The following is a 25,339-nucleotide window of genomic DNA, read 5'->3' as shown; positions in this document are numbered from 1 at the left end:
GATACCATGCCACACAGACTTTTCTGTGTGGCGTTTTTATCTATGCACCTTCATATTTTGGGAATTTGCGGCACCTTTATGGGTGGCTTAGCCATTCTCGCCCGCGAGCTTGGCCACACGGTGACCGGCTCCGATACCAATGTTTACCCGCCCATGAGCACCCAGCTGGAATCTCAAGGTATTACCTTGATGGAAGGCTATGAGGCGGCACATCTAACGCCTGAGCCAGACTTGGTGATTATTGGCAACGCCATGTCACGGGGCAACCCCGCGGTCGAGCACGTGTTAAATCGCGGTATTCCCTACACCTCCGGCCCTCAGTGGCTGAGTGACAATGTGTTGCAAAGTCGCTGGGTGCTGGCTTGCGCCGGTACCCACGGTAAAACCACCACCAGCAGTATGTTGGCCTGGCTGTTGGAAGATTGCGGCTTTCAGCCGGGTTTCTTAATTGGTGGTGTTCCCGCCGATTTTGGTTTGTCGGCGCGCCTTGGTCAGACTGACTTCTTCGTTATTGAAGCCGATGAATACGATAGTGCCTTTTTTGATAAGCGCTCAAAATTCGTCCATTACCGACCCTACACCGCTATTTTGAATAATTTAGAATTTGATCACGCCGACATTTTCCCTGACTTGGCGGCAATTCAGCGCCAGTTCCATCATTTGGTTCGTACCGTGCCCGCCATTGGTCGTATTGTTATTCCGGCCGGTGAGAGCGCTTTGGATGACGTGCTGGATATGGGGTGCTGGAGTGAAGTGGAGCGGGTTAGTAGTGAGAAGGGGCAGGCGGCAGACTGGCAGGCCAAGGTGCTGAGCAGTGACTTTTCTCAGTTCGACGTTCTTTATAAAGGTGTAGTGCAGGGCCGTGTAATTTGGTCACACACCGGCGCCCACAATGTCAATAATGCCTTGGTGACCTTGGCGGCGGCGCACCACATTGGTGTTCAGCCCAAGGATGGTATTGACGCTTTATGCCAGTTTCAGGGTGTTAAGCGGCGTATGGAATTGCTTGCCACGGTGGCGGGAATTTCAGTGTACGATGATTTTGCTCACCACCCCACGGCGATTGCGACAACGCTACAGGGTTTGCGGGGACGCGTGGCAGAGGGAAGAATTATTGCCTTGATAGAACCGCGCTCCAATACTATGCGTATGGGTATCTATAAAGACCGCTTGGCGCCCGCAGCAGCGTACGCGGACGAAGTGATTTGGTATCAGCCGCCGGGCTTAAATTGGTCCTTGGATTCGGTGATTGCAGGCAGCGCAACACCGGCGCGGTTGAGTGTGGATCTTGATCAAACCATTGCCGAGCTGAGTGCCAGCTTAACGGCAGGAGATCACGTGGTGATTATGAGTAATGGCGGCTTTGGTGGCGTGCATCAGCGCTTGATTAAGGCGCTGCGCAAGCGCTGGGAGTCGTCACAATGAAAGCGGTCACGCTGGCGATGACTGGCGCCTCTGGTGCGCAATACGGTTTGCGACTGCTGGAGTGCCTGTTGGCAGCGGGCTGCGAAGTGCATTTTATGATTTCCAAGGCGGCGCTGTTAGTTGTGGCGACTGAAACCGAGGAGACCCTGCCGGCTAAACCTGCGGCCTTGTCGCGCTATTTGTGCGAGCGCTTTCAATGTACGTCGGAACAACTTAAGGTGCATGGTCCTGAAGATTGGATGGCGCCAGTAGCTTCTGGCAGTGGTGCGCCGAGCGCCATGGTGGTGTGTCCGGCCAGTACCGGTACGCTGTCTGCCATTGCCTGCGGTGCCAGCAATAATTTAATTGAACGCGCCGCCGATGTTGCGCTCAAAGAGCGCCGCCAATTGATTTTGGTGCCCAGAGAAATGCCCTTATCGGCGATCCACCTGCAGCATATGCTCAGTCTGACGCAAATGGGTGCGACGGTGATGCCCGCGTCGCCGGGGTTTTATCGCAAGCCCCAAAGCGTGGCTGATGTGATTGATTTTGTGGTGGCGAGAATTTTGGATCACCTTGGCGTGGCGCAGGATTTGGTGCCGCGCTGGGGCGAATAAAGAATAAGGTTTTAAAAAAATCGGACGCGCCCGCGAGGCGACCAACCAAGCTTAAGGGTTAAATATGAGTGGAATGCTGCTGTCGATTTACCAACGCGTAATACTGCGTAATGCATTTTGGGTTTTGGCGATATTACTCGCCTTGGTCGGCTGGTTGGGAAGCTATATTCCCACCTTGCAGCTCGACGCTTCCGCCGATGCATTGGTACTAGAGGGCGACGAGTCGCTGGCCTATTACCGCGATATCAGTAAACGCTATGGCTCCGAAGACTTCCTGTTGGTGACGTATCAACCGCAAGCCGATTTGTTTGCCCCAGAGCAGTTGCAGACGCTTGGCGAACTGCGTGACCGCTTGGCAGGATTGCCGAATGTTTCTAACGTAACCTCGATACTGGATGTGCCTTTACTTGAGAGTCCACGGGTGTCGCTGAGTCAGGTCACGGCGGGAGAGATTCCGACCCTGCGTACGCCGGGTATTGATATGGAGATGGTCCGCGAAGAGCTTGCGACCAGCCCGATCTACAAATCTTTACTGACCAGTACCGACGGCAGCACCACCGCAATTCAGGTCAATATTCAGCGCGACGAGCGTTATTATGAACTGCTAAATCAGCGCGACGCTCTGCGCGCCAAGGCTGCTGCGGAAACCATTAGCGCTGACGAACAGGCGACGTTGGACGACTTAGAAAAAACCTTTGCAGATTACACTGCCGAGGCCCACGAGCGGCAGGCTAAGTTAGTTGCCTTGGCGCGGGATATTGTTAAGGATTATCGCGGCGATGCCACGGTGTTTCTCGGCGGTGTCCCGATGATCGCGGTGGATATGATCGCCTTTGTTAAAAGCGATTTGCGGGTGTTTGGCGCTGGCATACTGCTGTTTATTGTGGTGTTGTTGACGGTGATTTTCCGTAGTCTGCGCTGGGTGCTAATCCCCCTGTCGACCTGCGTGTTGAATGTGGTCTTTATGCTCGGTCTGTTGAGTTTTCTCGATTGGCGGCTCACTGTTATCTCCGCGAATTTTGTGGCTTTGCTGCTGATTATTACCTTGTCGGTCACCATCCACCTTGTGGTGCGTTACCGAGAGTATTCTGCTGCTCAGCCAGACGCGGATCAATTTAGCTTGGTCTCGCAAACCACCGCGATTATGGCCATGCCGTGTTTGTACACCACGTTAACGACCTTGGTGGCGTTTGCCTCCTTGGTGGTTAGCGGCATTCGCCCGGTTATTGATTTTGGCTGGATGATGACCATTGGTGTCGTGTCGGCACTGGTGTTGACCTTTATTGTTATGCCCTGCGCAATGATGCTGATGAAGCGCCGCAACGAAAAGGGCAGCTCGGATGATAGCGCCGCATTTACGCGGTATTTTGCCGTGGCTACCGAGCGCTTTGGACGCACTGTGGTTGTAGTGTCTACAGGGCTTTTGCTGCTTAGTGTGTGGGGTATTACTCAGCTCAAAGTCGAAAACCGCTTTATTGACTACTTCCACGATACCACTGAAATTTATCAGGGTATGGAGACGATTGACGCTGAGCTGGGGGGCACTATTCCTCTCGATATTATCTTGGACCTACCCAAGAAAGACCCAGTCGCCGAGAAGGCTGTAAATAGCGGCGGCGATGATTTTGACGATTTCAGTAACGATTTCGCCAATGACTTTGCCGATGATTTCGGCGGCGATTTTGGTGATGCAGGTGCTGCTCAGAGCGAATGGTTCACAGTTGCCGGCTTGCAGCGAATTCAATCGGTACACGATTATGTGGATGGTTTGCCAGAGACCGGCAAGGTCCTGTCGCTGTCGACCTTTTATGAATTGATGCAGATTATTATGGGTAATGTCGACGACCTGCAATTGGCACTGGCTCAGCGCTCATTGCCGGAGTCGATATCGTCCATTTTGATTGATCCCTATATGTCGGCAGAAGTCGATCAAGTCCGAATCAGCGTGCGGGTTAAAGAAACTAGTCGCACCCTGAATCGCAATCAGCTATTGATTGATATTGAAGATCATTTGGTGAATGAGTTGGGCTTTGCGCCGGAGCAAGTGCACTTAACCGGCATGTTAGTTTTATACAATAATATGCTGCAAAGCCTGTTTACCTCGCAGATTATGACCTTGAGCGCGGTATTTGTAGCCATACTGGCCATGTTTATGGTTTTGTTTCGCTCATTGAGCCTGGCGCTTATTGCCCTGGCGCCCAACTTATTGGCGGCCGGTGCAGTATTGGGCGGCATGGGTTTGGCGGGTATCCCGCTGGACATGATGACGATCACCATTGCAGCGATCACCGTGGGTATTGGTGTGGATAACACCATTCACTACGTACATCGCTTTAAACAGGAATTTCCGACGGACCGCAATTACTTGGCGACCATGTACCGCTGTCACGCCAGTATTGGTAAGGCAATGTATTACACCTCCAGTATTATTATTTTTGGCTTCTCCATTCTGGCCTTGTCTAACTTTACGCCAAGTATTTATTTTGGCTTGTTAACCGGCTTGGCGATGCTGGCGGCCTTGCTGGGCGCCATGTTGTTGTTGCCAAAGTTGCTGTTGGTGGTTAAGCCTTTAGGTCCTGAAATAGCCTTAGAAAAGGCTGCGGAGAAGAATGTCTGACTTAGGTTCGAGCGCGGTAGCAGAGCTACCGCTATTTCCCTTAAGCACGGTGCTGCTGCCCGGTGGTCGCATGGGCTTGCGGATTTTTGAGCGTCGTTACCTAGACTTGATTCGCGATACTATGCGCAATCAGCAGAGCTTTGGTATTGTTTGGTTGGCCGAGGGTGGCGCCGAGCTCCTTAAATCGGGAGAGCGACAAGCGACCTTGGCTCAAATTGGCACTGAAGCGCATATTGCCGATTGGGATCAGCTGCCGGATGGCTTGTTGGGGGTTGTGGTTGAAGGTCGTCGCCGGTTTCAGTTGGCGTCGGCTCGTCAGGACGACACCGGTTTGTATATAGGCGAAGTCAGCTGGCTCACCGAGCAGGAAGATGTTGTATTGCCGCCGCGCAGTACCGAGTTGCATGATTTGTTGCGGCAGTTGGGCGAGCACCCCCATGTTCAGCGTTTAGGAATGCAGCTGAATGTGGAGACCGCGGGTGCCTTAGCCAATAGTCTGGCGCAATTATTACCATTGCCCGCCGCCGACGCCTACCAAATTCTTGGTATCGACGCGCCCTTGGCGCGTTTAGATGCCCTTCACGATATTTTGGATGCGCTATCGAGCTAGTTAAGCTAGCTGACGTCACTCTGTACATATTGTCGATAGTGAGTCCTTTTCCAATCCGTTATACTAGCGGTCATTTTTCGTTCTCCTATTATGTGGGAATTAGCAGGTATTGACCTTCGCGATAGCGCGCAGGTGAGAGGATTAGAAGGCTCATGGATATTAAGCAGTACATGAATCAGCTGGGGCGTCAGGCGCGGGTTGCTGCGCGGCTGGTGGCGGCGGCTGATACTGGCGTTAAAAATCGCGCCCTGCTGGCGATCGCTGCGGCAGTAGACGCTAGGCGCGACGACATTCTTACCGCCAATGCCAAAGACGTTGCGGCGGGTGAGGCCGCGGGTCTCGACGCGGCACTGCTGGATCGTTTGGCGCTCAATACCGCTGGTATTGCCGGTATTATTGAAGGTCTTACCCAGGTGGCGGCGCTTGCCGACCCGGTTGGCGCTATCACCGATTTAAACTACCGGCCCAGTGGTATTCAGGTCGGTAAAATGCGGGTGCCTTTGGGCGTTATTGGTATTATTTATGAATCTCGCCCCAATGTGACCGTTGAAGCGGCCAGTTTGTGCCTAAAGTCAGGGAATGCGGCGATTCTGCGTGGCGGCTCTGAAGCGATTCACTCAAATCAAGCCCTCGCCGCGTGTATTCGCGAAGGCCTGGTGGCGGTAGGTCTGCCAGAGCATGCCGTTCAGGTATTGGAAACCACGGATCGCGCCGCGGTAGGTGAATTGATTACCATGCCTGAGTATGTCGACGTGGTTGTGCCCCGCGGCGGCAAGGGCTTAATTGAGCGTATTGCCCGCGATGCCACGGTTACCGTGATTAAGCACCTCGATGGTATTTGTCATGTTTATATTGATGATGCCGCCGATGCTGAAAAAGCGTTGGCAATTGCAGTGAATGCCAAAACCCATCGCTATGGCACCTGCAATACCATGGAGACCTTGTTGATTGCTGAAAGTCGCGCCGAAGAATTGCTACCGGCAATTGCTGACGCTTTGCTGGCAAAGGGCGTTGAGTTGCGTGGTTGCCCGCGCACGCGGCAGATTGTAATGACTGCCGCAGAGGCCAGTGAAGAAGATTGGGCCACAGAATATTTGGCCGCGATACTGTCTATCAAAGTGGTGGCTGACGTCGATGAGGCAATGAGTCATATTGCCCGTTACAGCTCGGCCCATACCGAATCCATCGTGACAGAAAATTACACCACCGGCCGCCGCTTTTTGCGCGAAGTGGATTCTAGCTCGGTAATGATTAATGCCTCGACGCGGTTTGCCGACGGTTTTGAATATGGTTTGGGCGCGGAAATTGGTATTTCCACCGACAAAATACATGCTCGTGGCCCAGTAGGGCTGGAAGGTTTGACCTCGCAGAAGTACGTGGTGCTCGGCGATGGCCATATTCGTCGTTAAATGACCGATTCGCATAAGGCTACTGCGTCGCTGGCGATTTTTGGTGGCACCTTTGACCCCATTCATCACGGTCATCTGCGGTCGGCGATTGAGATTAAAGAAACCTTGGGGGTTGATGAGCTGGCGCTATTGCCAAGTCATCGGCCGCCATTGCGTGGACAGCCCGGTGCCGATAGCGCCCAACGCTTGGCGATGGTCAGCGCTGCCGTCGCCGGGGAGCCAGGTTTGGCTGTCGACGGACGCGAATTATTGCGGGAAACCCCGTCGTATACCGTTGATACCTTGCGGGAGTTGCGTGCTGAACGCGGCGCAGAGGTATCGATTACGGTGATTATGGGCAGTGACGCTTTTAATCAGTTGCAGCGCTGGCGAGATTGGCAGTCGCTGTTTCGTTTGGCTAATGTATTGGTTTTACATCGCGCCGCACATCCTTTAGCAATGGATGAGCAGGTGGCGAATTTTGTGGCTGATCGCAAGCTTGGATCAGCATCGGCACTGACAGCGCGCAGTGCCGGTGGGTTTTATGACACAGGTTTGATTCAGTTGCCGATCTCGGCCACTGATATCCGCCAGCGCCTGGCCTCTGGGAGGTCAATTCGTTACCTTGTTCCCGACGTTGTCGCGGACTATATCGCTGAACACGGTTTATATACACAGTGAAATACATAGGAATACCCGTTAGATGAACGCTGAACAACTCCAAAAGCTGGTGCAGAAAGCCCTTGAAGATGTAAAAGGCCGAGATGTTGTGACCCTAGATGTGCGCGGCATGAGTGGCGTTACTGACTATATGGTGGTGTGCAGTGGCACCTCGAATCGTCATGTAAAATCCTTGGCCGACAATGTCTGGGTTGAGACAAAAAAGCAGAATGTGGTGCCGATCGGCATGGAAGGCCAAGATACCGGTGAATGGGTTTTGGTCGATTTAGGCGATGTGGTGGTACATGTAATGTTGCCAGAAGCCCGCTTGTTTTATGACCTTGAACGCCTGTGGCAAGTGCCAGAGCCGGGCTCAGAGCCAGGGTCTGATGCGAGTTAGCTTAATTTGCATAGGCACTAAAATGCCGGCTTGGGTCGAGGAGGGGGTTGCGGAATACCGCAAGCGCCTGCCCGCCGAGATTCAGTTTGATATTAAAGAATTGCCCCTGCCTAAGCGGGGCAAGAATACCGATATTCGCCGTGCCATTGCCCAGGAAGGCGAGGCAATGACGGCGGCGATTCCCGCCGGTGATCGTATTATCGCCCTCGATGTATTAGGTAAGGCCGTTAGTACTGAGTCTTTAGCTGAGGCCTTGGCGAGTTGGCAAATGGAGGGCGACAATATCAGTATTTTGGTTGGTGGCCCCGATGGTCTCAGTCCGGCGTGTTTGGCTTTAGCTAGGCAAAAATGGTCGCTGTCTGCCATGACCCTGCCTCACCCGCTGGTGAGGGTATTGTTCGCCGAACAGCTCTACCGAGCGTGGACAATTAATAATAACCATCCCTACCACCGCTGATGACTGTGTCATGACTAGGCGCCAACAGCTTAAAAACACTCACTATGAACGTAGGGTTTACCGCCATCGGGTGGCGATTTCCATTATATTCGTAGTGACAATGATATCGATTTTGATTGCTCGTTATGGGCAATTGCAAATCGCCGATTACAATATTTATAAAACCCACTCTGATCGCAATCGCATTCAACTTTTGCCCATCGCCCCCAAGCGCGGTTTGATTTTTGATCGTAACGGCGTGTTATTGGCTGAAAATATTCCCAGCTATACCTTAACCGTCGTCAAGGAGCGCCTTGAGTCACTGGATGAAACCTTGGCCATTATTGGTGAGCTGATTCCCCTTGCAGAAGAGGATATAGAGCAGTTTCGCAAGCGTTTGAGTCGGCGCAGACCCTATGAAGCAGTGCCGCTGAAATTTCGCGTTAGCGAAGAGGAAATTGCTAAAATTGCAGTTAATCGCTACCGTATTCCGGGTGTAGAAATTGACGCTCAGCTAGTGCGGCACTACCCCCATGGTGAGTTGTTTGCGCATGTACTGGGCTATGTTGGGCGGATCAGCGAACGTGAGCTTGACGAGATCGATCCCGTTAATTACAGCGGCACTCACCACATCGGTAAAATCGGTCTGGAAAAATATTACGAAGAGTTGCTGCACGGCACGGTCGGGTATCAAAACGTTGAGAGCAATGCTCACGGCCGTATATTACGAGTGTTGGAGCGCCACGACCCCCAGCCCGGCGGCGATATTCATCTCAGTGTTGACGCCTATGTTCAGCAGGTCGCGTTTGAGGCATTAAAAGGTCAGCGCGGCGCGATAGTGGCAATGGATCCGCGCACGGGGGGGGTTATCGCCATGGTGAGTACCCCGAGCTATGATGCCAATTTATTTGTTAATGGTATTAGTAGCGCCGATTACAACGCTCTGCAAAATGACCCAGACCTCCCCCTCTATAACCGCGCTCTGCAAGGTCAGTACCCACCGGCATCGACCATTAAGCCGATTTGGGGCTTGGCGGGTTTACAGTATGGCATGGTGACGACAGCCACGCGTATTGCCGATCCGGGTTGGTTTACGCTACCCAACGACAGTCGTCGTTACCGAGATTGGAAGCGGGGTGGTCATGGTTACTCGGTGAATTTAGAGCAGGCCATTGTGCAATCCTGTGACGTTTATTTTTATGAGCTGGCATACCGGCTGGGGATTGATCGCCTTCACGATTTTGGCGCGCGCTTTGGTTTGGGGGTGCCCACGGGTATTGATAATACCAATGAGCGCAGTGGCATATTGCCGTCACGGGCGTGGAAGGAAGAAGTGCGCAATAGTCACTGGTATCCTGGCGAGACCATCAGCGTCGGCATTGGTCAGGGCTTTATGCTCGCTACTCCGCTGCAATTGGCGGTGGCGACATCGGTTATCGCTTCGCGTGGCGAGTTGCGTGCTCCCCGTCTGCTGGCGTCGGTTGACGGTGAAAAGGTTATTGCACCGCTGCTAGGTCGAATGGATGACGTGCCCGATGCTTACTGGGACGCGATAACCCAGGGAATGGAGCAGGTTGTGGCTAGCCCGCAGGGGACGGCGAGGGGCTTAAAAGCGGGATTGACGTATCGGATGGCGGCGAAAACGGGTACCGCGCAGGTTGTCGGTATCGCGGCGGGTGAAAAATACGATTCCAGTACGCTTCATAAGCGTAATTGGGATCACGCTTTATTTGTGGCCTTTGCTCCAGCGGAGGACCCGAAAATAGCCGTGTCGGTGATTATTGAAAATGGTGAGCACGGCGGCAGCGTTGCAGGCCCTGCGGCCCGAAAAGTATTTGAGGCTTTTTTGGTCGGCGAACCTAAAACTGTACCAACGCCAATGGATATCACGCCTGAGGTATGGGTAGATGAATAATTCAGATTTTGTACGCCAGCTCCCCGGCAGTAACCGCAGTATTAGTAGTCAGCGCACCATCAGTCAGCGTTTGCGTATTGATATTCCGCTGTTGCTGTTGTTGTTGATATTGAGTGGTGTTGGTCTCGGTGTGCTTTACAGTGCCAGTGATGGCAGTATGGACACGGTAATACGCCAGGGGCGCTACTTATCAGTCGCCTTTGTGGTGATGCTGCTGGTCGCCCAGCTCCATACGGAACAGCTGCAGCGCTGGGCGCCTTTTGCCTATATTGGCTGTGTTATGTTGTTATTGGCGGTGGATTTCGTCGGTGTGGGGGCCAAGGGTGCCCAGCGCTGGCTAGGCATCGGTGGTTTTCGTTTTCAGCCCTCGGAGATTGCCAAATTGGTGATGCCGATGGCCGTCGCGTGGTATTTGTCGACCCATCCGCTGCCGCCGAGTTTTCGCCACACCTTTATCAGTTTGGTTTTGATTCTAATTCCAACTGGGCTGATCGTTATTCAGCCCGATTTGGGTACGTCGATTTTGATCGCAACCTCGGGCATTTTTGTGCTGTTCTTAGCCGGAATTAGCTGGGGCTTTATATTTTCTTGCTTGGGCCTGCTGGCGATGATGGCATACCCAATGTGGGAGTTTGTGCTCCACGACTACCAGCGTCAGCGCATTCTGACGATGCTCAACCCCGAAAGTGATAAGCTTGGCGCTGGTTGGAATATCATTCAGTCCAAGACCGCGATAGGCTCAGGTGGCTTTGAAGGCAAGGGCTGGCTGCTGGGCACCCAGTCGCATTTGGACTTTTTGCCTGAAAGTCACACCGATTTTATTATTGCGGTGCTCGCGGAGGAATTCGGCCTGCGTGGGGTATTGCTGTTATTGTTACTCTATGGCTTGATCGTTAGTCGCGGTCTGTGGATCGCAAGTCAGGCAAAACAATGCTTCGGTCGCTTATTAGGCGGGAGTATTATTCTCACTTTCTTTGTCTATGTCTTTGTGAACATGGGCATGGTCTCGGGTTTGCTGCCAGTGGTGGGTGTACCCCTGCCGTTGGTGAGTCAGGGCGGTACTTCACTGGTAACACTATTAGTGGGGTTTGGGATTTTGATGGGTATTTGCGCCGATGAGCGCTTAGTACACCAGTAATAATAGGATTTACTGTGAAAAACCAATATAAATTAACAACGATGATAAAACAGTTGTGCGGCGGCGTGGCCACCGCACTGTTACTTGCCAGCCCAAGCCTTGCCGATTATAGCGCTCATCCGGGTTCTGAGGCGTTTATTAAAACCATGGTCGAAAAGCATAATTTTGACCGCGATTGGGTGGTCGGTGTGCTTAAGCAGGCTGAGCCAAAACAGTCTATTTTAGATGCAATGTCACGTCCGGCGGAGTCGGTGATGACGTGGGGCCGTTACCGTAAAATATTTATTCAGGACTCTAGAGTCGATCAGGGCGCTGAGTTTTGGCGGGAGCACCGCGCCACCTTAGCGCGAGCAGAGCGCGAATATGGCGTGCCGGCTTCGATGATCGTCGGCATTATTGGGGTAGAGACTCGGTATGGCCGTAATAAAGGCAGCTACCGCGTGGTTGATGCCTTGGCCACTCTGGGGTTCGACTTCCCGCGTCGCAGCAGCTTTTTCCTTGGTCAGCTCGAGGAATATATGTTGATGGTGAGGGAACAGAGCTTTGACCCCTTTAACCTTAAGGGTTCGTATGCCGGCGCCATGGGCTTCGGTCAGTTCATACCGAGTAGTTACCGCGCCTATGCCGTCGATTTTGATGGCGACGGCAAAATCGATATTGTAAACAATCCCGTGGATGCCATCGGTAGCGTAGCTAATTATTTCAAACGTCACGGTTGGCGTGCGGGTGAGCCGGTGGTCAGTGGTGCGGTTTTGAAGAAAAATGCCGATACTAGTTTGTTTAACGCGGGTCTCAAACCGACTAAAACCGTTTTAGAGCTAAGCAAGGCCGGTATTGGTAGTGATCGCGCGCTGCCACCAGAACTGAAAGCCACGGCGATGAAGCTCGACGGCGACGAGGGTGATGAGTACTGGATTGGCTTGAAAAACTTTTACGTCATTACTCGTTATAACCATAGTGCGATGTATGCGATGGCCGCCTATCAACTCAGTCAATTGATTGAGGCCAAGGTGAATGGGGTAGCTGGATCTTGAGTTTGCGCTTTGTTTTTGCCTTTGCGATGCTCCTGCTGCTGGCGGCCTGTGCGCCAGTAAGTCAGGTGCCAGATAGCAGCTCGAAAACGCCCGTGTCGGCAACACCAAAGCCCACTAATCACGGCCGCTACCAACAACAACACGATGGTGCGCCGCCGGTTCGTCTCGATCCGGCTACCATTGTCGATGCCATCCCTCGGCATGAACCGATAAGGGCATCGGGTAACGCCAGCCCCTATGTCGTGAACGGCAAGGAATATACCTTGCTTGCCGATCACCGCCGCTACAAAGAGCGAGGCATTGCCTCGTGGTATGGCACTAAGTTTGACGGTCATGCGACCTCGAATGGCGAAACCTATAGTCTTTATGACATGAGTGCGGCCCACCGTACTCTGCCGATACCGGTGTATGTCAAAGTGACTAATTTACGCAACGGCCGCACCGCGGTCGTGCGGGTAAATGATCGTGGCCCCTTCCACTCAGATCGCATCATGGATTTGTCTTATGCGGCAGCGGTAAAGCTGGGTTTTTCTGACCAGGGGACTGCGCCGGTGGAAATTGAGATCATAGACACGGATAATAGCCACGTTGTCAGCGGCACTGAGGCGACGCGGTATTATTTGCAGGTTGGCGCATTTAAACAGCTGGCCTCCGCAACTGAATTACAGCGCAATTTAAGTGCTGGTTTGGCCTATCCCGTGTTGATTGCCAGTAGCAGTGGCAAGCGTGGTAATGATTTGCATCGCGTGCGGGTCGGCCCGTTTGTTGACTATTCCTCAGCGCAAGCCGCGAAAAAAGTATTAAAGCAGCGTTGGTCGGGAGAGCCCCATTTGGTGGTTGAGACCAATGACTCCTAAATTGTTAACAAAAGTAGAAAAGGGAATTATGTTTAAACAACAATTTTTGGCATTTGCAGCAAGCGTATTGGTGTCCTCCGCTGCCTTGTCCCAGGCTAATCTTATTCCTGCGGCGCCGAGTGTGGCGGCGTCGGCGTATTTGCTCATGGATGCGAACAGTGGCCAGGTGCTCATTGAACATAATGCGGACGAGCGCGTACCACCAGCAAGTCTAACCAAGTTGATGACCAGTTATGTGTTGTCATATGAGTTGGAGCGCGGTGAAGTTAGCAACGACGATATGGTCACCATTAGTAAAAATGCGTGGGCACAAAATCCGATATTTAATGGTTCATCGTTGATGTGGATTGAAGTCGGCAAACAAGTCGCGCTGCATGATTTACACAAAGGTGTGGTGATTTCCTCGGGTAATGACGCCAGTGTCGCGGTAGCAGAGCATGTGGCGGGCAGCGAAGATGCATTTGCGGGGATCATGAATCAGCACGCCGGTATGCTGGGTATGAGCAATAGCCATTTCATGAACTCCCATGGCCTGCCAGACCCAGAGCATTATACTTCGGCGCGTGACTTGGCATTGTTGGCGAAGGCAATTATTGGCTTTCCCCAAGAATATGCGCTGTATAGTGAGCGGGAATTTATTTATAACGGTATCCGCCAGAGCAACAGAAACGGTTTGTTGTGGAGCGATCCAAGTGTTGACGGTCTAAAAACCGGCCACACTGCAGAAGCGGGATACTGTTTGGTGACCTCGGCCAAGCGTGACGGCATGCGTTTGATTTCTGTTGTGATGGGTGCGAGTGGTGAGCGTGCTAGAGAGCGCGAAACGCAAAAATTACTGTCTTACGGTTTCCGCTATTTCGAAACACACCACCTCTATGCCGCAGGTAGTGAGCTGACCCGTAGCAAAGTGTGGAAGGGTGACAGCGACACCGTCATTCTTGGTGTACAGAAAGATGTTTATATGACCATACCGCGTGGCAAGAGCGAAGCCCTTGACGCTCAGCTGATTGTTGACGAAGTGCTGACTGCGCCGATCGCCGCTGATGAAGAATACGGTGAACTGGTCGTGAGCTTAGACGGTGCTGAAAAGGTACGTGTACCTTTGGTGGCACTCGAGGCGGTAGAAGAGGGCGGTATTTTCAAACGCCTGTGGGATAGCATTGTGTTGTTCTTCCTTAATTTGGTGTCTTAAGTCGCCCAAGCAGTTCAATAGAATGAGTTATGCGCCGCCCAGCGGCGCGGATGGCCTTATGAGTGAGAATCCCCCGTTATTAGAATTTCCCTGCGCCTACCCGATCAAGGTCATAGGCAACGGTGGCGCCGAGCTGCGCGAGCGCGTTATTGAAGTAATGCGCATCCACGCCGGTGATTTTGACGAAAGCATTATCACCGAGCGCGCCAGCAGTGAGGGGCGCTTTGTGTCAGTTACCGTGACGATTACCGCTACGGGCAAGCCCCAGTTAGACCGTATTTTTGCGGATTTAAAAGCGACCGGTATTGTAAAAATGGTTTTGTAATGAGCCGTCCTGAAACAATATATGTACGCAAACTCGGTCGTCAGTCTTACGAGCCAGTGTGGCGTGCTATGCAGCGTTACACTGATATTCGTGACGGGGATAGTCCTGATGAGTTGTGGTTTTTAGAACACGACGCAGTATTTACTCAAGGCCAAGCCGGTAAGGCCGAACATATATTGATGCCGGGTGATATTCCGGTAGTGCAGGTGGACCGCGGCGGGCAAGTAACTTACCACGGTCCCGGCCAGCTGGTGGGCTATGTGTTAATTGATCTACGGCGCCTGGGTATTGGCATCCGCGATTTAGTGACTGCCATTGAAACCAGCATCGTTGCGGTATTGGCCAAACTGGGTATTGCTGCACATCCCCGTGCTGATGCGCCTGGGGTTTATTTGGATAGCGGTGCCAAAATTGCTCAACTGGGTTTGCGGGTGCGCCGGGGCTCAACCTTTCACGGTTTGAGTCTGAATATTGATATGGATTTAAGTGTGTTTTTACGCATTAATCCCTGTGGCCACCAAGGTATGGAAGTGACCGATATTCGGCGTCAGCGCGATATTGCACCGCCATCACAAGCTGAGCTCATTCACGCGTTGAGCGAAGAGTTAGCCGCGCTTTTAGGCTATGTATATTGTCTGCCGGCGAGCGAACACACGCTGCCGGAGATGCCTGAATAATTATAACAAGGGACGCGAGTCCGGCTGGCGTCGAGATCATTGTAAAATCTGTGCGCCCAAGGCGGAAACATTACGGGGCGTCGAAAAGGCGCTCGTACGCCGATTAACATTATTCCCACGACTGGGCAGCCTAGAGGGCCGACGTCGACTCGCCTAGGGAGTAGCTGCTGGCTAAATTCTTTAACGGCGGCAACCCACCTTTTGGAGAATGCTTTAGCGCTTTGGGCAAGCTTGCTTGCTTATGTTTTCGCGACAGCATTTTTCTTGGTGCGGGGATAGTTCAAAATATAGCTTGGTTTTAACGCCGGATAGTCAGTGCTTAGGTGGCTGGGGTAATTAGGCGCTGGCCAGCCAGGGCTGAGACTAAATTACTCAGCAGCAATTTAGCGTTCTCGTCGCTTTGGCCTTTTTGGGCGGCGTCGATGCGAGTTGCGAGTTGCAGTAAGGCGCCTAATTGTCGGGGTTTTAAGCGTCGTAGGGTGTTTTTGTAGAGTCCTTTGCGTTTGTCCCAAACTCGCTGGCTATCTAAGGCTTTATCGATATTTTGGCCTTGCTCAACTAATTGCGCGCAGGCGTAGAGGCCGCGAATTTCACGAACGATGGCGCCGAGCATGGCGATATCTTCACCGCCTTCGGCGAGCAGGCTGTTAAGCATTTGCAAGGCATTACCTGCCTGCCCCGCCAAAGCGGCATCGATTAGTTTAAACACATCGTAACGCGCGCTACTGGCCACCGCGCTGGCCACCAACTCGGCAGTGATGGCTTGGTCGCCCACCAAAATCTTGAGTTTGGCAATTTCCTGATCCGCCGCCAGTAAATTCCCCTCGACACGGTCGGCTAATAATTGCACCGCATCGGGTTCAGCCGTCAGGTTCATGCTGCGCATACGCTGCATGATCCAGTTGCCGAGGTGTTGGCGCTCTACCGGCCATACTTGAACGACAACGCCTGCTGCATCTAGGGCTTTGACCCATTTGCTGTTCATGCTGCGGCTGTCGAGCTTGCTACAACTCACCAGCAAGATATTACTGCCATCACTGAGCTGCAAATACTCTTGGAGAATGGCCGAGCTTTTCTGATCCATTTTGCTACTACCTAGGCGCAGCTCAATCAGCTTGCGATCGGCAAATAGCGACATGGATTGCCCAGAATCGATTAACTGCCCCCAGTCAAAGCCGCGCTCAACATTGAGTACTTCGCGCTCGTGAATTCCCTGCTTGCGACAATATTGGCGAATGGTGTCGCAGCACTCTTGAGTAATCAGTAGCTCGTCACCGCAGACTAAGTAGACGGATGCTAGGTCTTTTTTGAGTTGTGCGGCTAATTGCTCAGGGCGCAATTTCATCAGGGCTGGGCGTGCATTTGATGTGACCAGTATTCAACTTGGCGGGCGAGGCGAATACTGAGTTGCTCGCGCATTTCGGCGCGAACAATGGTGGACTCGGTTTCTTCACCCACGGGGTTGTTGGGATCATTTACAATTAGGCGGCGCTGCTGAAGGGTGTGTGGGCCTTTCAGGTTTTTGCCGTCGGGCGCTTGCAGCTCAACGCTAGCCGACTCATACAGTGCGTACTCGGCGTCGCGTGCTTCGCGGTCTAAGGCCGCGCTGCGCTTTTGTTCGTCGAGAAGTTTAATGACCACAATGAGCTTGGCTTCATTGCGGCGTTTGGTGACGGCGACATCGTTAATAACAAATTGCCGCTTCAGCGATTGCTTTAATTCCTGGCTGTCGCGCTGCGCACTGATGTACACCGGCTGCATATTGGCCGCCAAGCTGGTACTGCCGCGCAGGGCGAAGCCGCAGGCCGCTAGCCATAAACACGCAGCGGTGGTAATTGCTATTTTCAGAGCCTTAGTTTGCAACGATATTCACCAGTTTTTTAGGCACTAGAATTTCTTTGCGAATGGTTAAATCGCCAATAAAGCGTTTCACATTTTCCTGCTCTCTGGCCAGCTTTTTAATGGCTTCGCCGTCAGCATCTATGGCTACTTCGATGGTGGCGCGCAATTTACCATTAACCTGTATCGCCATTTCAATGGTATTGCGCACTAGCGCAGCATCGTCAACCTGGGGCCAAGGTGCATCGATGACGGCGTCGCTGTGACCGAGTTCGATCCAGAGCTGATGGCTGATATGGGGCACGATGGGCGCGAGTAAACGGACCGCGGCTTCGAGCGCCTCGCGTTCAACCGCCAAGCATTGCGGGCCTTGGGCTTGAAAGCGCGATACGTCGTTGATCAACTCCATTACTGCCGCAATGGCGGTGTTAAAAGTTAGGCGACGGCCGAAGTCGTCGCTGACCTTAGCAATTGTCTCATGGGTTTTGCGGCGCAAATCCTGCTGGGGGCCAGACAAGCTTGCGGTATCCAGCGCTGGTGGGCTAGCCGCTTCTAAATGCCTAGCGGCCAAGTTCCACAGGCGTTTAAGGAAGCGATGGGCACCCTCAACAGCGCTGTCTGACCATTCCAAGCTCTGCTCCGGCGGCGCGGCAAACATAATGAACAAACGCACAGTGTCGGCGCCGTACTGCTCGATTAAAGCCTGAGGGTCGACGGTATTGCCCTTGGACTTGGACATCTTGGTGCCATCTTTTAGCACCATGCCCTGACACAGCAACTGCTTGAAGGGCTCGTCAGAATTGACCAAGCCCTCGTCGCGCATCAGCTTGTGGAAGAAGCGCGCGTATAACAAGTGAAGTATGGCGTGTTCGATGCCGCCCACGTATTGGTCTACCGGCAGCCAGTAATTGGCGCGATCGGGGTCGAGCATGCCGTCTTCAAAGTCGGGGCAGGTGAAGCGAGCGTAATACCAAGACGACTCCATAAAGGTGTCGAAGGTATCGGTCTCGCGCTCGACGGGCTTGCCGTCGAGTTTGTCTTTACGCCACTCGGTATCGGCTTTAATGGGCGACTGCACGCCGTCCATTTCCACGTCTTCGGGCAGCAGCATGGGCAGCTTGTGGGCGGGTACCGGAATCTCGCCGCCTTCGGGCAGATTAAACATGGGGATAGGCGCGCCCCAGTAACGCTGACGGGATACACCCCAGTCGCGCAGACGGTAATTGGTGGTCACGCGGCCTTTATCTTGGGCGATGAGGGCGTCGGAAATAGCAGTGAAGGCTGCGGTGAAGTCGAGGCCGTCAAAGTCGCCGGAATTGACCAACACGCCTTTTTCGGTAAAAGCGGCGACATCGATGTCGATGGCTTCGTCATTGGCAGAGGCAACAACTTGTTTGATGCCAAGGCCATATTTTTTCGCGAATTCATAGTCGCGTTGGTCGTGGGCGGGTACTGCCATAACCGCGCCAGAGCCGTAGTCCATGAGCACGTAGTTGGCGATCCAGACCGGCACCAATTCGCCAGTCAGAGGATGGCGCGCTTGCAGGCCGGTGGCCATACCGCGTTTTTCCATGGTCGCCATATCGGCTTCAGCGACCGAGCTATTGCGGCAGCTGTCGATAAAGGCGGCCAGTTCGCTATTGGTTTTGGCCACTTCAATGGCGATTGGGTGCTCCGCGGCTAGGCTGACATAGGTCACGCCCATCAGGGTGTCGGGGCGGGTGGTGTAGACCTCAAAACTGTCGGCGCCAGCAACCGGGACTTCTAAGTCAAAGCGCATTTGCACGCCCTGCGAGCGGCCAATCCAGTTGCGCTGCATGGTTTTAACTTGCTCAGGCCAGCCGTCGAGCTGGTCTAAGTCGTCGATTAACTGTTCTGCGTAGCTGGTGATTTTAATAAACCACTGGGGGATTTCTTTGCGTTGTACTTGGGTGTCGCAGCGCCAGCAGCAGCCGTCGATAACCTGTTCATTGGCGAGCACGGTTTCATCTACCGGACACCAGTTTACCGCCGAGGTCTTTTTGTAGACCATGCCTTTTTCGTAAAGGCGGGTGAAGAACCACTGCTCCCAGCGATAGTAGTCGGGCTTGCAGGTGGCTAGTTCCCGATTCCAGTCGTAGGCGAAACCCAGCTGCTTGAGTTGGTTGCGCATATAGGCGATGTTTTCGACTGTCCACTTCGCGGGCGCGGTTTTGTTTTTAACGGCGGCATTTTCGGCGGGCAGGCCAAACGCGTCCCAGCCCATGGGCTGTAATACGTTTTTGCCAAGCATGCGCTGGTAACGCGAGATAACGTCGGCAATGCTGTAGTTGCGGACATGGCCCATATGGAGCTTGCCGCTGGGATAGGGGAACATGGCCAAGCAGTAGTATTTTTCGCGACTAGGATCTTCTACGGCGGTGAAGCTGCCTTGCTCATGCCAAAATTCTTGGGCAGCGGTTTCGATGTCGCGGGGGGCGTATTGATGATCCATTGGCAGTGTCAATTCTCTATACAGCGGGCAGTTGAAGTTTAGGGCGCTTATTCTAGCAGCTTAGCTGGGGCGGGGCGATTGCTTGGCGCCGATCCGCGTGCAGAGAATAAGGGCAAAGCACAATAAAATAATGGGGGTGGAGCCGTAGCGGGTGAAGGGCGTGGTGCCTTCGCGGGCGTGGACTTCACCGCGCAGGGCAGTTTCCGTAAATGACGGCACGCGGCGTTGAATATTGCCATGGTGATCCACGAGGGCGGTGATGCCGGTGCTCGTTACCCGTATCAATTCTCGACCATTCTCTAGCGCGCGCATTTGCGCCATTTGCATGTGCTGATCGGGGCCGATGGAGTGGCCAAACCAGGCGTCATTGCTGATGGTAAATAACACATCACTGCCGCGAGAACTTTGCGCAATAAGATCTGGATAGGCGATTTCATAGCAAATTGATGGTGCTAATTGCCAACCCTTAACACTGAGGTGAGCTTGCTCTGAACCACCTCGGCTAAAACTGGATAGTGGCAGGTCGAATATTTTGAGCAGCCCCTGAATATAGCCGCTTAGTGGCACGAACTCGCCAAAGGGCACGAGGCGCTGCTTGTGATAAATGCCTTCGCCGCCGCTGATGACCATGGCGGAATTGTACATTTTCTCCTCGACGCGGGTGGGTACGCCGGTAATCAAGGCGCTATTGCTGGCGCTGGCGCGCTCCGCAATATAGTCAAAAAAGGACTGGGCATTGTGATAGAGCGCGGGAATAGCGGCTTCTGGCCAAATGACGAGATCGGCGTCGGCCCATAGTTTCTCGGAGGCTTGGTCGTACAGTTCAAGGGTGGCCCAGTATTGGGTGTAGGCCCATTTCTTTTCCTGGGCAATATTGGACTGCACCGCGCCAATGCGCAGCGGTGTAGTGCTTTTGGCTTGGGTCCACTCGGTTTGTTTCAATAGATAACCCTGGCTAAACAGCAGTAGACAGCCGAGTAGTGGCGCGGCGCTGTGCAGTTTTCGCGGTGTTGGCGCGATAATAAACTGACTCAGTGCGGCGCCGCTCAGGGCAACCCAAAAACTGAGACCGTATACTCCAACCACGGGTGACCATCCCGCTAGCGCGGTGTGTAAGTGGCCATAACCCAAGTACAGCCAAGGGAAGCCAGTGAAAATCCAACCTCGCAGCCATTCACACAATACCCAGATGGCGGCAAAACCAAGGACGCGGCCACCCCGGCCATCGCGAACCCAGCGGCTATATGCGTAGCACGTTAGTGCTGGGACAAGACCGAGAAAAATGCAAAACACCGCCGTCATCGGTAAGGCGAGATAGGCGGGTGTAGCGCCAAAGTCGTGAATGGCGATATAAACCCAAGACACGCCAGTTAAAAAACTGGCGCTGCCGAAAACCCAACCCAGCAAAAAACTGTGCTTTGGGCCGCTGTTATTGACCCCTGCGGCCAGTGCAGCCATCGCCAATATGCCCAGCCACCACAAGCCGAAGGGCGCGAGTGATAGCGGCAGACTGGCACCCGCGAGGGCAAGAAACAGAAACTGGCTAAATTTTATTGAGGGCGGGGTTTGCTGTGGCAGGGTGTTCACAGAGTGCAGATCCAAACAGAAGGCCAAATTTAGCGAGGGTCTAGTGTAACGGTGCGCTGGCGTTGGCGCTAGCGCACGGCGATGAATCAGGCCTGGCGAATGTCCGTATCATTCGCGGAGTGTAGGGCGGGAATAGTTGCGGCGCTGTGGTGCTCGTCTGCGGTGCTGGCAATCAGGTATTCAGGTTTGGGTGTGCGCTCTGGATAACGGTTGGTTAGCGGTTCCGGGCTGCCGCTATTGTCAATTAAATACACGTGTTTGCGCTGTAGGCCGCGGGCTTCTTTTACACCGCAGGAATGCGCAATAACGCCGACCTCGTGCATTAAGTTCAGCGCGTAATTTTTAACGCGAGTGGCTTTGTTCTCTGGAACGAGGCCGCGTTGCAGCTCTGGGTCGTGGGTGGTAATACCGGTGGGGCAGGTGTTTTTATTGCATTGCAGGGCTTGAATACAACCCAGTGCAAACATAAAACCGCGGGCGCTGACGATAAAGTCGGCGCCGACGCAGAGGGCCCATGCCGCTTCGGCTGGATTAATCATTTTGCCCGAGGCGATAACTTTAATACGTTTGCGCAAATTGTATTCGCAGAGTTTATCGACCACCAGCGGCAGGCTGCGCCGAATAGGAAGGCCCACATAGTCCATCAAACTTTGCGGGGCCGCGCCCGTGCCGCCATCGGCACTGTCTATGGTGATGAAGTCGGGCGCGTACTTTTGGCCGCGTAGGTGTATCGCTTCGCACATTTCGTCTAGCCATTCGGAAAACCCCACGACGGCCTTGAAGCCGACGGGTTTGCCGGTGATGTTGCGAATGCGCACAATCATATCTAAGAGATTGTCGATGCTGTGAATATCAGTGTGGCCGTTAGGGCTAATCGAATCTTTACCAATTTCGATACCGCGAATATTGGCGACTTCGGCAGTGACTTTGCCACCGGGCAGAATACCGCCTTTGCCGGGTTTAGCACCTTGGCTGAGTTTGATCTCAATCATGCGGACTTGGGGGTGGCGGGCAATATCGCGGAGCTTGTCGTCGCTGAGATGGCCATCTGCGTCGCGCACCCCGTATTTGGCGGTACCAATTTGAAATACGATGTCGCAGCCCGCTTCGAGGTGGTAGGGCGACAGACCGCCTTCACCGGTATTTAACCAGATGCCAGCTTCTTTGGCGCCAGCACTGAGGGCGCGAATCGCAGGTTTGGAAATGGCGCCAAAGCTCATGCCGGAAATATGGAAGATGGCTGAGCTGGTGTAGGGGTGCTTGGCAAAGCCTTCGCCAATGGTGACGGCGTGAGTGGGCACGGCATCTTGGCTGAGCGTTGGGAAAAAGCAGTTCATGAACAGCACGTCGTTGTTCTGGTTTAGCGGGCGGGTTGAGCCAAAGGCGACCGTGGTGTCGATGTTTTTGGCAGCGCGGTAAACCCAGGAACGCTGGGAGCGATTAAAGGGCAGTTCTTCTCTGTCCATGGCAAAAAAATACTGGCGGAAAAACTCGCCTAAATGTTCAAAAATATAGCGAAAGCGTCCAATTATGGGGTAGTTGCGACGGATGGCGTGTTGGGTTTGGGTGATGTCGGCAATATAGAGGTAGGCGAGGTAGACAATGCCGACCGCCAAAGCCAAGAGGAATACTAATGCACCGTAGCCGACGATGGCGTTGGCGATATTGTTTAGCTTGTCGAGGGTGGTTGCGAACATAGCTTCCTCTTGGTGCGCAGTAAAATGCCGGTGTATTTAAGGCATTGTAGACTGAAACCAAGAGTAAAGTTCACCGAGACGCTGAATGTGTCTCGGTGACAAAACGAATAGGTAATTTATTCGTCGATTTTTGCCAATGACCGCATGCGTAGCAAATGAATTTGACGATTGTCGGCGTTGACCACTTTGAATTCAAAATCATCTAGGCGGGCAACTTCATTACGGCTTGGCAGGTAACCAAAGGATTTTAGTAATAAGCCGCCAATGGTGTCGAATTCCTCGTCGCTGAGTTTGGCGTTGAAGTAGTCATTAAAATCGTCGATGGGGGTCAGTGCCTGCACAACAAAGTCGTTGTCAGTGATTTTGCGAATGGGCAGGTCGTCGTCTTCGTCGTATTCGTCTTCAATATCACCAACGATTTGTTCGAGGATGTCCTCGATGGTAATGAGGCCCGCTGCGCCGCCGTATTCGTCAATGACCACGGCCATGTGGTGGCGTTTTTCCCGGAAGTCGCGCAGTAACACGTTCAGGCGTTTACTCTCGGGCACCAAGGTGGCTGGTCTGAGAATGTCGCGAATATCGATATCTTCGCTGTTGGGGGTTTTCCACAGCAGAGGAAGTAAATCTTTGGACAGCAGTATGCCCAAGACATTGTCGAGGGTGTCACCAATGACCGGATAGCGGGAATGGCCGGTATCCACAATGATGGGCAGTAGTTCGCTCAGCGGTTGGTCTGCCTTGAGAACCACCATCTGCGGGCGCGGAATCATGATTTCTCGGGCCTGCATATCGCTGATATGCATGGCGCCCTCAACAATGCTTATCGCATCGTCATCAATGACTTCGTTCTGTTTGGCGACAGCAAGCAGTTCAAACAGATCTTCCCGAGTTTTGGGTTCAGATGAAAAAGCATGGGCTATTTTCTCGATCCAAGACTTGTCACTTGGATCGTTGCTAGATCGATCTTCACTCATGGTTTTGGGTGCTGTCCTCACATATGGGGGTATAGGGATTGCTAATATTTAGCGTTTTTAGAAGCGCAATCTCAAGCGCTTCCATGATTTCTGCCTCGTCATCGTCAATATGATCGTAGCCGAGGAGATGGAGTGTACCGTGAATTACCATGTGCGCCCAGTGGTCGTGGCAGGCTTTACCCTGCTCTTGGGCTTCGCGCTCAACCACTTGCTTGCAAATAGCGAGATCGCCCAGCAGGGGAAGCTCGAGTTCTGGGGGTAAATCGGCGGGAAAAGACAGCACATTGGTGGGGCCGTGCTTTTGTCGATATTGTAGGTTCAGTTCGGCGCTTTCAGCGATATCAATGAGGCGGATGCTGAGTTCGGCCTCGTCGCGGCGCTCAGCTAAGGCTATTTGCGCCCAGTGTTCAAATTGCGCTTGGCTGGGCAGGCCACCGGTTTTACAAGCAATTTGCAAATCAAGATCAAGCTGGATTTGACTCATTGAGCGCCGCCAGTGCTGGCTTCGAAGGCGGCGTACGCTTCAACTATACGCTGCACCAAGGGGTGGCGAACCACGTCTTTGGCGGCAAAGTGGGTCATGCTGATGCCGTCGATGTCGCCGAGCACCTTCATCACGTGAACAAGGCCTGAGGGGGTGCCGCGTGGTAAATCGATCTGGGTGGCGTCACCGGTAATGACGGCGGTGGAGCCAAAGCCAATACGGGTAAGAAACATTTTCATTTGTTCCCGCGTGGTATTTTGGGCTTCGTCCAGAATAATGTACGAATCATTTAGTGTGCGGCCGCGCATAAAGGCCAGCGGCGCGATTTCAATAATATTGCGCTCAATGAGCTTGGTGACGGTTTCCATACCCAGCATTTCATAAAGTGCATCGTAGAGTGGGCGCAGATAGGGATCGATTTTCTGGGCGAGGTCGCCGGGCAAAAAGCCTAATTTCTCACCAGCCTCTACCGCCGGGCGAACCAGTAAAATACGCTGCACATCGTTGGAAATGAGGGCCTCAACTGCGCAGGCTACGGCCAAATAGGTTTTGCCGGTACCGGCGGGGCCAATGCCAAAATTGATGTCGCAATTTTGAATGGATTTAACATAGCGCTGCTGGTTTTCACCGCGAGGTTTAACGCTGCCTTTTTTGGTTTGAATTACCACCGGCACATGATCGGCAACCGGGTGGCTTATTTGCTCAAGGCCTGATTTCTGCAGATTAAGATGAACGCTTTCAGCGTTCAAGACAACCCCATTTTGGGAGTCGCTATACAAGTGCTTGATGAGCTGTACCGCATCGTCGACAGACTCGCTGGGGCCGTTAATTTGGAAGGTATTGCCCCGCGCGGCAATGCGCACGAGCAGGCGCTGTTCAATCATTTTGAGATTGGCGTCGTGCTGGCCGCAGAGATCCGCTAATAAGCGTGGGTCGTTGGGTTCAAGGGTGAGAACGCGTTGTATATCTTGTGCTGTCAATGATTCACCGAGTGCCGCTATTGCGGCGTAAATTG

The 25,339-nt window shown here is 53.1% G+C and carries 23 protein-coding genes; 15 read left to right on the top strand and 8 right to left on the bottom strand.

Annotation, left to right across the window (positions count from 1 at the left end; translation table 11 throughout):
- Positions 1 to 42 precede the first annotated feature (42 nt).
- The 15 genes from mpl to lipB all read left to right on the top strand — a co-directional run bounded on the left by mpl (position 43) and on the right by lipB (position 15,270).
- Positions 43 to 1,425: a UDP-N-acetylmuramate:L-alanyl-gamma-D-glutamyl-meso-diaminopimelate ligase gene (gene mpl / locus HNQ57_RS12300; protein ID WP_184463615.1), complete on the top strand. Its 1,383-nt coding sequence runs from the start codon at positions 43 to 45 to the stop codon at positions 1,423 to 1,425.
- Entirely contained in the window at positions 1,422 to 2,021 is a 600-nt protein-coding gene (locus HNQ57_RS12295) for a flavin prenyltransferase UbiX (RefSeq protein ID WP_184463367.1), read from the top strand. Before mpl ends, HNQ57_RS12295 begins: the two co-directional genes overlap by 4 nt.
- 64 nt (positions 2,022 to 2,085) lie before the next feature.
- Positions 2,086 to 4,638: an efflux RND transporter permease subunit gene (locus HNQ57_RS12290; RefSeq protein WP_184463365.1), complete on the top strand. Its 2,553-nt coding sequence runs from the start codon at positions 2,086 to 2,088 to the stop codon at positions 4,636 to 4,638.
- Positions 4,631 to 5,248, top strand: a complete 618-nt coding sequence (locus HNQ57_RS12285) for an LON peptidase substrate-binding domain-containing protein (protein ID WP_184463363.1) — start codon at positions 4,631 to 4,633, stop codon at positions 5,246 to 5,248. The genes HNQ57_RS12290 and HNQ57_RS12285 overlap by 8 nt, the downstream gene beginning before the upstream one ends.
- A gap of 152 nt (positions 5,249 to 5,400) precedes the next feature.
- Positions 5,401 to 6,657, top strand: coding sequence for a glutamate-5-semialdehyde dehydrogenase (locus HNQ57_RS12280; RefSeq protein ID WP_184463361.1), 1,257 nt, complete (start codon positions 5,401 to 5,403; stop codon positions 6,655 to 6,657).
- The gene (nadD, locus tag HNQ57_RS12275; RefSeq protein WP_184463359.1) at positions 6,658 to 7,317 is read left to right on the top strand and encodes a nicotinate-nucleotide adenylyltransferase; all 660 of its coding nucleotides are present in this window, start codon (positions 6,658 to 6,660) and stop codon (positions 7,315 to 7,317) included.
- A 22-nt stretch (positions 7,318 to 7,339) separates the two neighbouring features.
- A complete protein-coding gene (gene rsfS / locus HNQ57_RS12270) occupies positions 7,340 to 7,696 on the top strand; it encodes a ribosome silencing factor (protein ID WP_184463357.1) in 357 nt (118 codons plus the stop codon).
- A complete protein-coding gene (gene rlmH / locus HNQ57_RS12265; RefSeq protein ID WP_184463355.1) occupies positions 7,686 to 8,153 on the top strand; it encodes a 23S rRNA (pseudouridine(1915)-N(3))-methyltransferase RlmH in 468 nt (155 codons plus the stop codon). Before rsfS ends, rlmH begins: the two co-directional genes overlap by 11 nt.
- A 10-nt stretch (positions 8,154 to 8,163) precedes the next feature.
- On the top strand, positions 8,164 to 10,047 hold the full coding sequence (mrdA, locus tag HNQ57_RS12260; RefSeq protein WP_184463353.1) for a penicillin-binding protein 2: 1,884 nt from the start codon (positions 8,164 to 8,166) through the stop codon (positions 10,045 to 10,047).
- On the top strand, positions 10,040 to 11,185 hold the full coding sequence (gene rodA / locus HNQ57_RS12255; RefSeq protein ID WP_184463351.1) for a rod shape-determining protein RodA: 1,146 nt from the start codon (positions 10,040 to 10,042) through the stop codon (positions 11,183 to 11,185). The genes mrdA and rodA overlap by 8 nt, the downstream gene beginning before the upstream one ends.
- A 41-nt stretch (positions 11,186 to 11,226) precedes the next feature.
- Positions 11,227 to 12,219, top strand: a complete 993-nt coding sequence (mltB, locus tag HNQ57_RS12250) for a lytic murein transglycosylase B (protein ID WP_184463614.1) — start codon at positions 11,227 to 11,229, stop codon at positions 12,217 to 12,219.
- The gene (locus HNQ57_RS12245) at positions 12,216 to 13,076 is read left to right on the top strand and encodes a septal ring lytic transglycosylase RlpA family protein (protein WP_184463349.1); all 861 of its coding nucleotides are present in this window, start codon (positions 12,216 to 12,218) and stop codon (positions 13,074 to 13,076) included. Before mltB ends, HNQ57_RS12245 begins: the two co-directional genes overlap by 4 nt.
- Before the next feature lie 28 nt (positions 13,077 to 13,104).
- On the top strand, positions 13,105 to 14,268 hold the full coding sequence (locus tag HNQ57_RS12240) for a D-alanyl-D-alanine carboxypeptidase family protein (protein WP_184463348.1): 1,164 nt from the start codon (positions 13,105 to 13,107) through the stop codon (positions 14,266 to 14,268).
- A 58-nt stretch (positions 14,269 to 14,326) separates the two neighbouring features.
- Complete coding sequence (locus HNQ57_RS12235; RefSeq protein ID WP_226968279.1) at positions 14,327 to 14,593, top strand: HP0495 family protein; 267 nt, start codon at positions 14,327 to 14,329, stop codon at positions 14,591 to 14,593.
- Positions 14,593 to 15,270 carry a lipoyl(octanoyl) transferase LipB gene (lipB, locus tag HNQ57_RS12230; RefSeq protein WP_184463344.1) on the top strand — a complete coding sequence of 226 codons (678 nt, stop codon included), beginning with the start codon at positions 14,593 to 14,595 and terminating at the stop codon, positions 15,268 to 15,270. The genes HNQ57_RS12235 and lipB overlap by 1 nt, the downstream gene beginning before the upstream one ends.
- Positions 15,271 to 15,589: 319 nt before the next feature.
- Here the strand turns inward: lipB and holA are convergent, their stop codons facing one another.
- The 8 genes from holA to HNQ57_RS12190 form a co-directional block, all read right to left on the bottom strand.
- Complete coding sequence (gene holA, locus HNQ57_RS12225) at positions 15,590 to 16,615, bottom strand: DNA polymerase III subunit delta (protein ID WP_184463342.1); 1,026 nt, start codon at positions 16,613 to 16,615, stop codon at positions 15,590 to 15,592.
- Positions 16,615 to 17,133: an LPS-assembly lipoprotein LptE gene (locus tag HNQ57_RS12220; RefSeq protein ID WP_184463340.1), complete on the bottom strand. Its 519-nt coding sequence runs from the start codon at positions 17,131 to 17,133 to the stop codon at positions 16,615 to 16,617. Before HNQ57_RS12220 ends, holA begins: the two co-directional genes overlap by 1 nt.
- Positions 17,123 to 19,582 (bottom strand): leucine--tRNA ligase, encoded by a 2,460-nt coding sequence (gene leuS / locus HNQ57_RS12215; protein ID WP_184463338.1) that lies wholly within the window; start codon positions 19,580 to 19,582, stop codon positions 17,123 to 17,125. Before leuS ends, HNQ57_RS12220 begins: the two co-directional genes overlap by 11 nt.
- 60 nt (positions 19,583 to 19,642) lie before the next feature.
- Positions 19,643 to 21,169 (bottom strand): apolipoprotein N-acyltransferase, encoded by a 1,527-nt coding sequence (gene lnt / locus HNQ57_RS12210; RefSeq protein WP_184463336.1) that lies wholly within the window; start codon positions 21,167 to 21,169, stop codon positions 19,643 to 19,645.
- A gap of 86 nt (positions 21,170 to 21,255) precedes the next feature.
- Complete coding sequence (locus tag HNQ57_RS12205; protein WP_184463334.1) at positions 21,256 to 22,866, bottom strand: FMN-binding glutamate synthase family protein; 1,611 nt, start codon at positions 22,864 to 22,866, stop codon at positions 21,256 to 21,258.
- 116 nt (positions 22,867 to 22,982) lie between these two features.
- A complete protein-coding gene (locus HNQ57_RS12200; protein WP_184463332.1) occupies positions 22,983 to 23,840 on the bottom strand; it encodes an HlyC/CorC family transporter in 858 nt (285 codons plus the stop codon).
- Entirely contained in the window at positions 23,833 to 24,324 is a 492-nt protein-coding gene (ybeY, locus tag HNQ57_RS12195) for an rRNA maturation RNase YbeY (protein WP_184463329.1), read from the bottom strand. Before ybeY ends, HNQ57_RS12200 begins: the two co-directional genes overlap by 8 nt.
- Positions 24,321 to 25,304 (bottom strand): PhoH family protein, encoded by a 984-nt coding sequence (locus HNQ57_RS12190; protein ID WP_184463328.1) that lies wholly within the window; start codon positions 25,302 to 25,304, stop codon positions 24,321 to 24,323. Before HNQ57_RS12190 ends, ybeY begins: the two co-directional genes overlap by 4 nt.
- Positions 25,305 to 25,339: the final 35 nt, after the last annotated feature.

Source organism: Zhongshania antarctica (assembly GCF_014202945.1).
In the GTDB taxonomy this organism is placed as follows: Bacteria; Pseudomonadota; Gammaproteobacteria; order Pseudomonadales; family Spongiibacteraceae; genus Spongiibacter; species Spongiibacter antarcticus.
Note: the sequence above shows the minus strand (reverse complement) of the source record. Positions and strands in the feature narration are given on the sequence as shown.